The sequence below is a fragment of the Thermomonas mangrovi genome, assembly GCF_028201335.1.
GTDB lineage: Bacteria > Pseudomonadota > Gammaproteobacteria > Xanthomonadales > Xanthomonadaceae > Thermomonas > Thermomonas mangrovi.
In genome coordinates this window covers 56,677-69,008 of record NZ_JAPEVV010000002.1, presented here as the reverse complement: position 1 = coordinate 69,008, position 12,332 = coordinate 56,677, and the positions used below count along the sequence as shown (strand labels likewise).

12 protein-coding genes are annotated in these 12,332 nt (G+C 61.4%); 4 read left to right on the top strand and 8 right to left on the bottom strand.

What is annotated here, in order from left to right; all coding sequences use genetic code 11:
• Positions 1 to 2: 2 nt before the first annotated feature.
• The 6 genes from ON759_RS04025 to ON759_RS04000 all read right to left on the bottom strand — a co-directional run bounded on the left by ON759_RS04025 (position 3) and on the right by ON759_RS04000 (position 4,635).
• Positions 3 to 467: a hypothetical protein gene (locus tag ON759_RS04025; protein ID WP_271679085.1), complete on the bottom strand. Its 465-nt coding sequence runs from the start codon at positions 465 to 467 to the stop codon at positions 3 to 5.
• Positions 468 to 616: 149 nt separating this feature from the next.
• The gene (locus ON759_RS04020; RefSeq protein ID WP_271679084.1) at positions 617 to 1,390 is read right to left on the bottom strand and encodes an SIR2 family NAD-dependent protein deacylase; all 774 of its coding nucleotides are present in this window, start codon (positions 1,388 to 1,390) and stop codon (positions 617 to 619) included.
• A gap of 97 nt (positions 1,391 to 1,487) precedes the next feature.
• Positions 1,488 to 2,048, bottom strand: a complete 561-nt coding sequence (locus ON759_RS04015; protein ID WP_271679083.1) for a hypothetical protein — start codon at positions 2,046 to 2,048, stop codon at positions 1,488 to 1,490.
• Positions 2,045 to 3,280, bottom strand: coding sequence for a hypothetical protein (locus ON759_RS04010; RefSeq protein WP_271679082.1), 1,236 nt, complete (start codon positions 3,278 to 3,280; stop codon positions 2,045 to 2,047). The genes ON759_RS04015 and ON759_RS04010 overlap by 4 nt, the downstream gene beginning before the upstream one ends.
• A gap of 45 nt (positions 3,281 to 3,325) precedes the next feature.
• Positions 3,326 to 3,877, bottom strand: a complete 552-nt coding sequence (locus tag ON759_RS13995; RefSeq protein ID WP_425608440.1) for an HD domain-containing protein — start codon at positions 3,875 to 3,877, stop codon at positions 3,326 to 3,328.
• A 221-nt stretch (positions 3,878 to 4,098) separates the two neighbouring features.
• A complete protein-coding gene (locus tag ON759_RS04000) occupies positions 4,099 to 4,635 on the bottom strand; it encodes a hypothetical protein (protein WP_271679080.1) in 537 nt (178 codons plus the stop codon).
• A 150-nt stretch (positions 4,636 to 4,785) separates the two neighbouring features.
• Here ON759_RS04000 and ON759_RS03995 point away from each other — a divergent pair, with 150 nt between their 5' ends.
• From ON759_RS03995 to ON759_RS03985, 3 genes are read left to right on the top strand one after another with little or no spacing between them, the layout of a single operon-like run.
• Complete coding sequence (locus ON759_RS03995; protein WP_271679079.1) at positions 4,786 to 6,888, top strand: AAA family ATPase; 2,103 nt, start codon at positions 4,786 to 4,788, stop codon at positions 6,886 to 6,888.
• 33 nt (positions 6,889 to 6,921) lie between these two features.
• The gene (locus tag ON759_RS03990) at positions 6,922 to 8,922 is read left to right on the top strand and encodes a DUF2779 domain-containing protein (RefSeq protein WP_271679078.1); all 2,001 of its coding nucleotides are present in this window, start codon (positions 6,922 to 6,924) and stop codon (positions 8,920 to 8,922) included.
• Positions 8,919 to 9,956: a hypothetical protein gene (locus ON759_RS03985; RefSeq protein ID WP_271679077.1), complete on the top strand. Its 1,038-nt coding sequence runs from the start codon at positions 8,919 to 8,921 to the stop codon at positions 9,954 to 9,956. The genes ON759_RS03990 and ON759_RS03985 overlap by 4 nt, the downstream gene beginning before the upstream one ends.
• 13 nt (positions 9,957 to 9,969) lie before the next feature.
• On the opposite strand, the gene ON759_RS03980 is transcribed toward ON759_RS03985, so the two are convergent.
• Positions 9,970 to 11,193, bottom strand: a complete 1,224-nt coding sequence (locus ON759_RS03980; RefSeq protein ID WP_271679076.1) for a hypothetical protein — start codon at positions 11,191 to 11,193, stop codon at positions 9,970 to 9,972.
• A 291-nt stretch (positions 11,194 to 11,484) separates the two neighbouring features.
• Here ON759_RS03980 and ON759_RS03975 point away from each other — a divergent pair, with 291 nt between their 5' ends.
• Entirely contained in the window at positions 11,485 to 11,781 is a 297-nt protein-coding gene (locus ON759_RS03975) for a hypothetical protein (protein WP_271679075.1), read from the top strand.
• Between the two features lie 162 nt (positions 11,782 to 11,943).
• Here ON759_RS03975 and ON759_RS03970 read toward each other — a convergent pair whose 3' ends face one another.
• On the bottom strand, positions 11,944 to 12,303 hold the full coding sequence (locus ON759_RS03970; protein WP_271679074.1) for a hypothetical protein: 360 nt from the start codon (positions 12,301 to 12,303) through the stop codon (positions 11,944 to 11,946).
• Positions 12,304 to 12,332: the final 29 nt, after the last annotated feature.

Genomic DNA, 12,332 nt, shown 5'->3' with positions numbered 1-12,332 from the left:
GATCAGGCCGCCTTACGCACCCGGGCCTTCTCCACGCTCGCTGGCCTGCTCACGGCAACTTTCTTGACCGGGGCCCGCTTGCGCCTCGCGGACGTCGCAGCACGGCGCTCACCTCGCAGGACACGATCCACCAGGCCACCCGCAGGCAGGTCGAGCTCGAGACATGGGGTTGGCGCGGCTCCCGGACGCGCGAGCGGCAGACGGTCCAGCAGCCTTTCCAGTCCGTCGATGGCATCGCGGATCCGGCGGATACCGGGCAGCGCGTCCTGCGCATGCCGCGCTTCCATGTCGCTCCGGATGCCATCCAGCATCAGGGTGGGCGGCGTGAGTGTGTCGATGTCGGCACACTGGATGACCCGGCGCAGATGGAGCGTCAGCAGGTGCATCGTGTTGTGTGCGTGGGCGGCCCCCAACTGCTCAAGGGCGGTCGCGATGGTGGACAGGTCGTGGCGCGGGTTCTGTTTCATGCGTCGTATTTCCTCCGTGTTGGAAATACGATAGGCCTGAGGCGCGACAAAAAATGTCGCTGTCGTTTGAGGAAGGACGGCCTCGGTGGACAGAAGTGGCATGCCACCGGAGATGGGCAACCTCAAGGTTGGTCGTCCATGGGTGGTTGTCAGCGTGCGCTCTTCACCCGTTCCAGCAGCGCCGGGAGAGCCGTTCCGGCGCCCATGCGTAGATGATGGTCAACAGACGCCACGTGCTCGCTTTGACCGGGGTCGATCAGGATGATGGTGACACCACGCCGGCGCGCCATGGAGACGAGGGAAGCTGCGGGCTGAACGACACCGGATGTGCCAATCACCAGTAGCAAGTCGCATTCGCGAACCCATTGCTCGGATTGGCTCCACGCAGTGACTGGCAATGCCTCCCCGAACCACACGACACCAGGTCGGACATAACCACCGCAATGGCGACACTTGGGTGGCATGATCCGAAGCGAAGGATCTTCAATCGCGCCATCGGGAATCTCGTAACCGACGAAGGGACGAGCGCACGCGAAACAGCGTGACTGGAAGATGCTGCCATGCAGATGGACGATACGTCGCGTTCCGGCGCGCTCGTGCAGGTCGTCTACGTTCTGGGTAATGACGGCCAGGTCGGCACGTAGGTCCTCGAGTTCGGCCAGTGCGTTATGGCCTGCATTCGGAGTGGCCTTGGCGATATTCGCCATGCGCCATGCATACCAACCCCACACCAGAGCCTTGTCATCGCGGAAACCCTCCGCAGAAGCGAGCGTTTCCGGCGGCCAGCGCGCCCACAGGCTGTTGTCGGAATCACGGAAGGTCGGGAGGCCACTCTCGGCCGACATGCCGGCGCCCGTGAATACCAACAGATGCCTGCTGTTTCTCAGGAGGTCCCCGCAAGCATCAAGGACATCATGACTCATGGAGTGTCTCCGTCAACCCTGGCATGCGCACAGCAGGGCACATCGGACCAATGCAGGCGATGGGAATGCATGAATGGACACACATGCGTTTCTGGCCTCAAGCATCCCGCTCGTGTGGTGCGTAAAGCCGACCATGGCGGATCCGCATGTAGAAATCGGCATCATCCGGGATGCCCTTGACGCGTGAAATGTCGAACCAGAATTCGCACCGATTCATGAATCTGAGAGCTTGCCAGCCTTGGCGAAACTTCCCTGACGGGTCTGCATCACGCTCCTGCTGTAGCGCCTCCAGATCGCGCCTGAGGAAGGCGGTCACCAGAACACTCAGGCGATCATGCATTGGGGCACCATCAGGGGCGCGTTCGATCTCCTGAGTTTGTACCTTCCACTGGATGTCGGAAAGGTCATCATCGAGCGACATGGCGTTGAGTTCTTGGATGAGTCGTCGCTCGATAAACTCGAACTCATAATCCAGACCTACGGGTTCATCCGAATCGTCCGACTCATCCGGCTGGCGATCGTCGGTGATGATGCAGGCGTCTTCCTTGGCGTACCCCCAGCCTCCGGCGACCGGCAAGTCGTCGGGGAGCGCAGTGGTGTGATCGAGGCGGGGAAGTGGTAGCTGCCTTGGCGTGCCTTCCCCCATATCGTCATTCATTTCTCCTCCTCCTTTCCGGTGCCATAAGGCTGGATGATCTTGTTTTTCACGGGATCGAACCACCACCGGATGGCGGTGTGATCAATACCGTCATCCAACAGCTGATCGTCGTCGGGGATCAGCCGGTCGAGGACATCCTTGGGTAACGGCCGCGGATCCTGGTATCGATCCACGATCCCCCGCGCCACTTGCCTCAACTGCATGCGCATGTCGTGGGGTTCGATCACCTCGACATATTCCATCCACTTGCTGACGAAGGAGCGCAGCGATTGTTCGTGGCGCTGCCATTCAGTGACCGCCCCCTCGGGGCAACGCATACGGTAGATCCCCCACCCGTCCTCGGCATTGATGCCCAGCAGTTCGCCACCATGGCTCGCATCCGTCAGGTAGCGGACCAACCAGGTGCCGGTGAATTCCTCGACCAGCAGCGGGTCGATGGCGAGTACGTACTCGCGGTAGACAGGTTCACTGGCGAGCGTCACCATCGATTTCGCCGGGAGGAGCTTCGCCGGCGCCGTAAGCGCCTCCGCATCTTCGATCAACTCCAGCGGCCAAATCGAACGGATGTCGCGAATGGCGGGTTCCCCGAACTCGTCCGGCTCAAGATCGTGGCGTTCGATGATGATGGACGGCCGATCCGGAAGATCAAGCACGAAATTGCGGATGGAGACCTCGACCATTTCGTCCGGGTCCGTGTGCCACCAGACACCATGTGGCAAGTGCTTCATGCGCACACGAATCCTGTGCCCGTTGAGGATCGCTGCTTCCACAATCTCCCGTACGTCTGGATCGAGCACCGGCCGCTCGAACCAGTGATAGCCGTGACCCAGCACCAGCGCATTGAGCCAGCGCACTTCCGGTATCCCGCGATCAAGCCGACGTTGCAGTTGCTTCTTGTAGTTGCCCATGACGCGCTTGAGCGATTTCTGCAACGATCCGGGCAGAAGGTTGTCGAACAGCTGGTTGAAAATGCGCAAGGCCGTGAAGGACAGCACGCGATCGAGCTCCTCCTCAATTCGCTTTTCCCCGGATGTCCACCCCTTCTTTTCCTTGTCCCAACTGACCCTATCCTCATCTACCAGCTTTTCCAGATCACGCTGGATCGTCCGGACGTCCACCGATGTCAGGTTTGCCATGACCCTGACCTCATGGGTCGTCAATGGCCGACTGGACGCGGCGATGCAGCCAACGAGCTGTTTTCTCCTCTGGAAAATATCTTCGGCCTTGCTCATCGGCATTCCCTCTTAGCAGTCCCGGCGTCTTCAGCGACCTCGTTCCTATCCATCATGCCGTGCCCTGCGGCAAACGCCGCTGCGCTGACCACCGCGCATGGTCGACCAAGCCCAGGCAAATGCCAGATAGCCAGAATCGCGGGCCGGCATAGTGCATAGTCGTCCCGGATCCGGTCGAATTCCCACCCGTCCAAGATCCAGGCGATCCGCATCCCAGCACACCTGGACCATCAAGGGCGCCTCACACATGCCCTCGCTATGTCCCTCGCAGGCCATGACCAGGAGGTCGAGATCCTCCTGTGTCAGGTCGAGGAACCCTTCTTCCTGGAGCTGACGCACAAACTTGGCCGCGCGTGGCCCATGGTCGCGATCCCGACCTTCATGGCAGCGCTGCGAATCGTGCAGTAATGCGAACAACCGCGGCACCCGCGAAGGGACCCCTAGTTCGCCTGCAATCCGACGCCCATGGAAGGCGACCCGTGCCCAATGCCCTGCTCCATGCACGCCTTGCCAATCGAGCCGAAATGCCTGCCGTACCCGGCCTACTAGGCCGGGTGGTAGCGGCGCCTCAACTGATATTTCAGTGCTTCGAGTCATTCAGAAGTAGATACGAATTTCCTGCTGTTCTCGACACTTCGGGCAGAAAAATCCCGTTGTGTACTGACCACTCGAGAGTTTCGACGTGCGTTGGAGATTGCCGTCAACGAATCCGCAGCGCTCGCACTTTTTCCTCCATTCGATGGAGCCTCCAGCTTCCCTGACCACGATGCAGCCCTGTCCACCTGCCATTTCACTTCTCCTGTTGGTTGTTGAGAAAATCACGTCCCGCGTTTGACTTCACCCCGGAAGACGGCCAGATACTCGATGAACCCCTGGAGATCGACACCCTGCATCCCCGGGCCTCGTGCTAAGTTCGAGAAATCATCGACCACACTCGCTGCGAAACGGTCAGTCCCGTTGACCAGGGCATCGAACTGACCGTGCCAGACCACGAGCACATCGTCCTGTTGTTCTGAAACATCGATCAGCCAGTCGTCCTCGATCCGGCTGGTCGTTTTGAGGGCATCGAAGTACACGGACAGAACCCATTCATTCGTGTCGTCGTCCGGGAGCCAGTTCCAGAGTTCCGAACGCAGGAATTGAGCAGCCTCCGCCTCACTGGAAAACCAGTGGAAGCCATTGGCGCCGCCAAACATGTGCCGCTCCACGATCAGCAAGCCATAGGGAAACTGTCTTGGATCCCGGCAACAACTCGGAGGCGTTCCCTCGCCCGTCACGTGTCGTTTGGAAAACGGGATGACCTCGGCCAGCTGGTCGCGTCGGGGAGCAGTCGTGTCATCGAGATGGGATGTCATGCCTGCAGCATCCCCCATGGCTACGACAAAACCTGTCGCCTATGAACCAATCGGGCACTCGACACATTTTGTCGTAGCGGTTCCGCACACTGTCCGGCATTCAGGAGGACAGACATGCTCCCATGGGAGAAGACGGAAGCAGACGACACAATGCCCGACCGCCCGAGGGGCCGTCAAACGACGACCACGCATGCCAGGCGCCTGCTGGCGCGGGTGTTCCTCGGCCTGCTGGAAGACAACGAAACCCAAGACATCCTGACCAGGCCGAAGTCCCGCCGTGCACGCATCCTGACCCGCCGCTATCTGGCGCTGGAGTGGACTGACGAAACGCCCAAGGACGTCCTCCAGGACGCTTGGGAACGCTTCGAGGCGGATTGCAGTGACGCATTGTCCAAACAAGCGGATTGCGACCCTGTCGAGCGGATCTGCGACGAAATCGCATCCGCGCTGGGCATGAAGCCATTGGAGGCCTCGCTACTCAGCCTGGCTGCCCACACGCACCGAAACCAGGACCTGGCGACCGCACTGGACCTGGTCGGCGAATGCGAGGACCACGAAGCCGCGTCGCTGTTCGCCCCGATGCTGGCGATGGACTGGTGCGATGTGCTTACCGTCCTGCATACACCCAGTCCCTTCCGTGCGCTCGGAATCCAGGACGTCATGGCCAGGCGACATACTCCGACGCGATTCCTCGCGTTCCCCGAGCAGGTCGCGCGCGTCATCCAGCGCCACTCCGCGACCACCGGGGAGGTCCTTGCCTGCTTCTTCCGCCCATCCCCGGAGCCACGCCTGACCATGTCCGACTTCGCCTCAGCCGGACAGGACGTCGAGTTCCTGCAGCGCTACCTGAGGCTGGCCACCGCCCAGGAGCGCAAAGGGGTCAACATCCTGCTGCATGGCAAACCCGGGACCGGGAAGACCGAGCTGGCGCGTGCATTGGCGCGCGACCTGGGGCTGGTCCTGCAGGAGGTGCCTTCCGTCGACGACGACAAGGACCCGTTGCCGCCGTTCCGTCGCCTTAGCGCCTACTGTGCCGCCCAGGACATCATGGCGCCGCGCCCGGGAACCGCCTTGCTGTTCGACGAAGTCGAGGACGTATTCCCCTGGGCACAGGGCGAGGACCTGTTCCCGATGCGCAGGCGCGGGGGCGGCTCAGGCGGGGACAGGAACAAGGGGTGGCTCACCAGCATCCTGGAGTCCAATGCCCGCCCCGCCATCTGGGTGTGCAACGTCATCCACCAGATGGACCCCGCCTACCTGCGCCGCTTCGACATGGTCATCGAGCTGAAGGGCCCCGACCGCGACACACGCGAACGCCTGGTCGGGTCGCTGTTCGAAGGCATTGCCGTGGGCAGCGAACGCCTGGTCCACCTCGCCAACGAACGCGGGTTCGCCGTCGGGCACCTTGAGCGCATGGCGAACGTGCTCAGGGTCATGGCGCCCATCGACGAGCAGGAGGGCAATCGCATGTTGGGCACGCTGGTCCAGCAGGTACAAGGCGCGTTGGGCCTGCCTGCGGACAAGCCTCGCCCGGACCTGCCGCTCCCGTATCGGGCGGATTGCGTCAACACGGACTGTGACCTCGCCGAAGTTGCCGCTGCGCTCACTGCGTCACCCAGCGCGCGCCTCTGCTTGTATGGTCCTCCAGGGACGGGCAAGACACAGTGGGCACGCGAACTCGCCGAACGCCTGTCCCGCCCATTGCTGGTGCGACGCGCGTCTGACTTGCTGGACAAGTACGTGGGGGGCACCGAGGCCCGCATTCGTGCCGCGTTCGAGCAGGCCCAGGCCGAAGACGCCATCCTGCTCATCGACGAAGCCGACAGCTTCCTGCAGGCGCGCGATGGTGCTCGTGCGCACTGGGAAACCAGCATGGTCAACGAGATGCTGACCGCCATGGAGGCCTTCGATGGCATCTTCGTGGCATCCACCAACCTGCAGGACCGATTGGACGCCGCCAGCGCGCGCCGTTTCGATTTCAAGGTGAAGTTCTCGCCACTGGATGCCGCGCAGGCCAGACAGTTGTTCGGGGACTTGCTGGACCTGCTGGGTCTGTCGAACGAAGGCTCGCAGCCGTCAATGGCGTTCGATGCGCTCGCGGGCGCCACGCCGGGGGACTTCGCCAACGTGGCCAGGCAAGTGCGCCTCGCGCCGTCCAAACGCAACCCGCACAGCCTGTTCCAGTTGCTGCGGAAGGAACTCGAGTTCCGCCAGGAGCCGCGAGATGGTGGTCGCCGCATCGGGTTTGTGTAAGGTGTTGCCGTCACGCATGACTCAGGGGAATCCATGCGCTACCTGACCAAGAGCCGTTTCTCCCGGGCACTGGAATGCCCGGCGAAACTCACGTATCTCGACAATCGCGCCTACGCGAATGCGAACGACGCCAACGAGTTCCTGAAGGCGCTGGCGGAGGGCGGTCACCAAGTCGGGGCCCTGGCCAAATGCCTGTTTCCTGATGGCATCGAGGTCGATGCCATAGGCCACGACGCCCAGGTCGAACAGACGATGCAGCTACTCGAACAGGACGAGATCGTCCTGTTCGAGGCGGCATTCCGGGTAGGCAAACTGTTCATCCGCGTGGACTTGCTGCGCAAGTCGAGAAACGTGATCGACCTGTTCGAGGTGAAGGCCAAGGGATTCGATCCCGCCGACCCTGGCTTTATCGGTGCCAGCGGTGGCTTCCTGGCCGGGATGAAGCCCTACCTCTACGATGTGGCCTTCCAGCGCCACGTCCTGCGCCAGGTGTTTCCCGACCATCGCGTCAACAGCCATCTGGTGATGCCCGATACCTCCCGCACCTGCAAGGAGGCAGGCCTCGCGCAACGCTTGCGCATCGTCAAGGCCGGTGGTCGCGTGCGTATAGAGGTGGATCCTTCCCTCCACGACGGGACAGTGGCGCGCGAGGTGCTGGCGATCGTGCCCGTGGATAGCCTGCTGGATCGCCTGGTCGCCGAACCTTTGCAAATGGGCGGCTACACCGCTGCCTTCGATGAAGGCATCGAGATGCTCGCCCGGCAACTAGACGTCGAAGGCTGGGCACCGCGCCTCGGCGCCCACTGCAAGTCCTGCGAGTTCCATGCCAATGCGGCAGCCCAGGCGAATGGCATGCGCGATGGTCGTCTCGAGTGCCTGGCCAGTCGGGACAAGGTCCGCGCCCACATGGCCAAGGCAGGCAAGGAAACGATCTTCGATCTGTACAACTTCCGCCGCATCGACGCGCTCGTGGACGAGGGCAAGCTGCTCCTGCTAGATCTGGAACAGGAGGACGTGAAGTTCAAGCCACTCGAGGGCGAGATTTCTGCCTCCCATCGCCAATGGCTGCAAGCCGAGGAAAGCAACCAGGCGCTCGACGGCGCGTTCCTGTGCGAACAGTCGCTTGACGATGCCTTCGCCTCGCTGACTTACCCCCTGCATTTCATCGATTTCGAAACCTCGCGTCCCGCGCTGCCCTTCCATGCCGGGCGACGTCCCTACGAGCAACTCCTGTTCCAGTTCTCCCACCACCAACTCGAAGCGGATGGCCGCCTGGCCCACCTGCACCAGCATCTCGCCGATGCCGACGCCGGCTGGCCAAACGTCGAGAGCATCCGCGCGCTGAAACATGCGGTCGGTGGCGACGACGGCAGCGTGCTGCACTGGTGGGACCACGAACGGACAGTCCTGCGCGAGGTGCGGGGGCAGATCGCAGCATCACGTGCGGGTGAGCTTGACAACCGCGAAGAACTGCTTGCGTTCATCGACTCCTTGATCGGTCCAGACGGGAAATCAGGTCGCCTCTTCGATCTCGGACGCCTGGTGCACCGGACGACATTTCTGCCTGGCACACGCGGCAGCAGTTCGCTCAAGAAAGTCTTGCCCGCCATGCTGGCGAGCGTGGACCTCCTACGTGACCGCTATACGCGCCCTGACTACGGCAGTGACGACTGGATCCCCAGCCTCAACTTCAAGGACCAGACCTGGATCCGCTATGACGACCAGGGGCGCGTGATCGACCCCTACAAGTTGCTGGGCGAACGCACCGAAGATCCGGACCTGCAGGGACTTGAGGGCCAGGAGGAGAAGGACACCGCGGTTGCCGACGGCGGGGCCGCGATGGTGGCGTACGGCCTGTTGCAGAATCACATGCTCGGCGAGGCCGAGCGCGATCGGCTCCGCCTGCAGCTGCTGCGCTACTGCGAACTGGATACGCTGGCCATGGTCATGGCGTGGCAGGGCCTGCTGCAGTATCGCCAGCAGCATGCGTTCCCACACGGTCTGAACGCTACGAACCTGGACATGTCGCAATGAGCAACCTGGTCTCCCGTGTTGTGGTGCCCCGAAATGGCGTAGCGCACCTGTGTGCGACACAAGATGGCCAATTGGAGGCGTTGGCAGAGGCGCCAGGCGATCCAGACGCACGCCATGTCCTGTCCGAGGATGGCCGCTTCCTGGCGGTAATGGATCGCGAAAATACCCGCGCAGGCATGTTCGAGCTGCTGCCGGCCGCGCCCTGGTTGCGCGAGGTCCTGCCGCTTTCTCCATTGCCCAGTGGGTGTGTCGGGCATGCCTCCCTCGCCATGCATGATCGCCTTCTCATCGGCGGCAAGGGCCCGAATCACGAAGCGCTCTGGCAGCGGACTCCATCGGCGAGTTCAGACTGGATGGCCGTGCCGCTACCGCAGGACATCATGAAGCGAGGCAAGGCCGTGGATGGCCTGCACCTGCTGGGCGACACCCTGGTCGTCGTCGATGACATCGTGACCCCGAAATGGCTGCTGTTGTACGACCTGCAAGGCTTCGGCGCGCCGATCCACCGGGACACCATCCGCCTGCCGCACCATACGACGTACGAGCGCATCATCCACACGTTCCTGGGAGCCACCGGACTGTGGTGCCTCTCCAAAGGCATCAATCATGGCGTCGCCAGCACGCATCTCTGGCGATTGACACTGACCGACTTCGTTGAGGACGCCCATTGGGGTGCAGCGGAGGCACGGAAGCCAGCCTTTGCTTCGATGTTCGATCCCGAGCCAGCGGATGAAGCCACCCAATCTGCAAATCACGCCTTGCAGTCCTGCGTCGCGATTGCGGAAGTCGGCGGATACATTCTCCTCGCTGGCGGAGGACTGGGCGTGATCGCCCTTGGCGATGGCCCCCGCACGATCAAGGACCTGCAGTTTCTCCGCACGCCTGGCCTGTACGGCATCGATGCATTCGTGATACCCGCCCCGCGGGATGGGCGCGGCGTGTTCCTGGTCGGCTATGACGCGGATGACATCAGGACATCGACCTGGCTGCCAGTTTCCGTGATCCACGCCTGGGCACGGAACGGGTCGAACTAAGCACCCCGCTTGTTCAATCAGCTTTCTTGGCGGCTGTCGCTTCTTTGAATTTCTCCGCCATCTCACGCTGGAACGCCTTGCCAACCTCGTCCGGTTCGAAACCGTACAAACGGCCCGCGAATGCCTCTGTCTTCTTGTACTCCGAATACTTCCGCCCCGCCGGCAGGACCGCGAATCTACGGAAGTTCGTGGGTCCAAGAACCGTCACGCCCGGTAACTGCTCGAAATACTTGAGCGTCGGTAAGTCCAGGTGATAGAGCATGCCTACGATCATCTGACCACCACAATCTTCCTCAATGACCGTGAGGTGCTTGCCGATTCGATTACCCTGCAATGCCACGTAGGTATCTTTCGCCATCGCCAACGTCAGCAGGCACTTGCCATCCTGACGCCTGGAGTCTTCGCTCACGAATCCCATGAGCCTCGGGGTCAGTTCAGGCTCATGGTTCGCCGGATAGTCGGCTGGCGCATCCAACAGCTCTGCACTAATTACATCCTTGAGTTCCAGCCGCTTCGGCGAACGCCCCTCGTACCAAATCTCGATCGCTGGGTTCGCGGGAACCTCGATCAGGAAATGCGAGATCGAGCATGAGTGTTCCGCAACGTACTCGATTCGTTCCGTCTCCGATTGCCCATCCCGCGACTCCCAACGAACGTCCGGCCAGCGCAACCGCACCTTCCGATGCATGAGAATGGCCACTTCAACTGTGTCCCGAACATCGGGATCAATGATCGGGTCTCCCAGTCGATGGCGTGGCGGAACGATCCGGAACGCGCGCAACCAGCGTGCCGCTGGATCGTTCGTGGGCAGCGCCTCGAGTCGCGCCTTGGCCTTGCTCAGCTGCTTGGCGATGGATTTCTGCAGTTCACCCGGGACGATGTCATCCACCAGGTCCATGAGTAGGCGCAGCGCAGCGTAGGTGGCACTCTCGGCAAGGACGTCCTTCTCCCGGTTGTCCAGCCAGCCATCGGCAACGCGACGGATCAGGCCTGCATTGTTGAGATCTGCAAGATCCCGTTCGAGCTTTCGTCGATACCCGAACGTGTCTTCCAGGGCCATCCACAATGTTCCCGTCGTCTTGGCAGTCCGGGTCGAGAGTTCCGCCAGGATCGCGTCGCGCCGGTACTGGGTCTTGTCCGCGAGCGGAACGCGCTGGGCGCGAGCCGCCTTGGCGGCCGGCGCATGCTCTCTTTGAGATACAGCCTTGGCTTTTTTTGAATCGGTCTTCTCGGACATGTTTCCCCCTATTGGGTCCAGTATCCACTAGGGGGCGACAAAAAATGTCGCGACCACCGACGGGAACGGGGCATAGGCCGCAGCGAATGCGGGCGTGAAGCATGAGTGGTACTGCCTTCTGGCGGCTCAGTGGGGTAGGTCACCGCGCTGGATTGAAATCTTGTTAGCAAGCAAATGCAACGATGCCTTTGGCCGTGCCTTATCGCCCGTTGCGGCGATATGATCTAGCTACTGCTAAGCCGCTAGTTCAGCTGGCTAAGCCAAGGGGTCAGCGCTCATGGGAATCCCCGCATGGCGCTCATCTCCCAATTTGGGGATTGGAGATCTTCAGGTATGACCGATAAAGACAAGAAGGCCGCCATTGCAGGCGCGGCTGGCACTGCTGCGGGTGCTGCCGGTTCGGTTGGCACAGTCGCGGCTGCGGGGACGGCGACCGGGCTTGGTGCAACGGGCATTACGTCTGGCTTGGCAGCAATCGGCGGTGTTGTTGGCGGCGGCATGGCGACGGGGCTCGCCATTACGGTCGCCGCCCCATTGGTCGTCGGTGGAGCCGCGTATGGACTGTACAGGTGGCTCAAGAAGGACTAGTCGATCATTGATTCTTCGAGCCGACGACGTGATACGGCGTCGGCTTGATAGAACATGCAGGATCAGTGATCGGCCGACTGGCTCATCAGAACCAATCTCAATATCACTGGACTTTGAGCTCGAATCACGGTGATCCGCGGCGGGCACTGATCGCTATGAAATTTACTTGAATCGACTATGGTGTGCAGCAGCTGAGGCGGTATCAGGTTTCCGCTTTTCTGGCGGGCTCCACCCATGGCGTTCGGCAAGCACCTGCCATTCTGGCTTTCTTGCTTGCTTGTGGTATGCGCAATAGTTGACCAACTGAACCAATGCCGGCGTAGGGGCAAACATCAGAGAGGTTGGTATTGGCCTACCAATACAGTTGCGCATCTGGAACTGCAGATCGAAAATTGAGTTCTGAATCAAGTTGTAGAGCTGATGGTCCTCAGTGTCGGCCATGAATTTTCCAAGTGCCGACATGTGCTGACTCACCGTCCTGACCTCGGTGACCGATTTGATTATCTTGCCGTAGACGTTCATGCCGCCACCGTCCCTGAGTTGTCTAAATG

Coding starts and splice junctions, on each gene's coding strand:
- ON759_RS03990 (WP_271679078.1), top strand. CDS start 6,922: ATGCGCTACCTGACCAAGAGCCGTTTCTCCCGGGCACTGGAATGCCCG.
- ON759_RS03980 (WP_271679076.1), bottom strand. CDS start 11,193: ATGTCCGAGAAGACCGATTCAAAAAAAGCCAAGGCTGTATCTCAAAGA.
- ON759_RS04015 (WP_271679083.1), bottom strand. CDS start 2,048: ATGAATGACGATATGGGGGAAGGCACGCCAAGGCAGCTACCACTTCCC.
- ON759_RS04020 (WP_271679084.1), bottom strand. CDS start 1,390: ATGAGTCATGATGTCCTTGATGCTTGCGGGGACCTCCTGAGAAACAGC.
- ON759_RS03970 (WP_271679074.1), bottom strand. CDS start 12,303: ATGAACGTCTACGGCAAGATAATCAAATCGGTCACCGAGGTCAGGACG.
- ON759_RS04000 (WP_271679080.1), bottom strand. CDS start 4,635: ATGACATCCCATCTCGATGACACGACTGCTCCCCGACGCGACCAGCTG.
- ON759_RS13995 (WP_425608440.1), bottom strand. CDS start 3,877: ATGACTCGAAGCACTGAAATATCAGTTGAGGCGCCGCTACCACCCGGC.
- ON759_RS04025 (WP_271679085.1), bottom strand. CDS start 467: ATGAAACAGAACCCGCGCCACGACCTGTCCACCATCGCGACCGCCCTT.
- ON759_RS03975 (WP_271679075.1), top strand. CDS start 11,485: ATGGCGCTCATCTCCCAATTTGGGGATTGGAGATCTTCAGGTATGACC.
- ON759_RS04010 (WP_271679082.1), bottom strand. CDS start 3,280: ATGAGCAAGGCCGAAGATATTTTCCAGAGGAGAAAACAGCTCGTTGGC.
- ON759_RS03985 (WP_271679077.1), top strand. CDS start 8,919: ATGAGCAACCTGGTCTCCCGTGTTGTGGTGCCCCGAAATGGCGTAGCG.
- ON759_RS03995 (WP_271679079.1), top strand. CDS start 4,786: ATGCCCGACCGCCCGAGGGGCCGTCAAACGACGACCACGCATGCCAGG.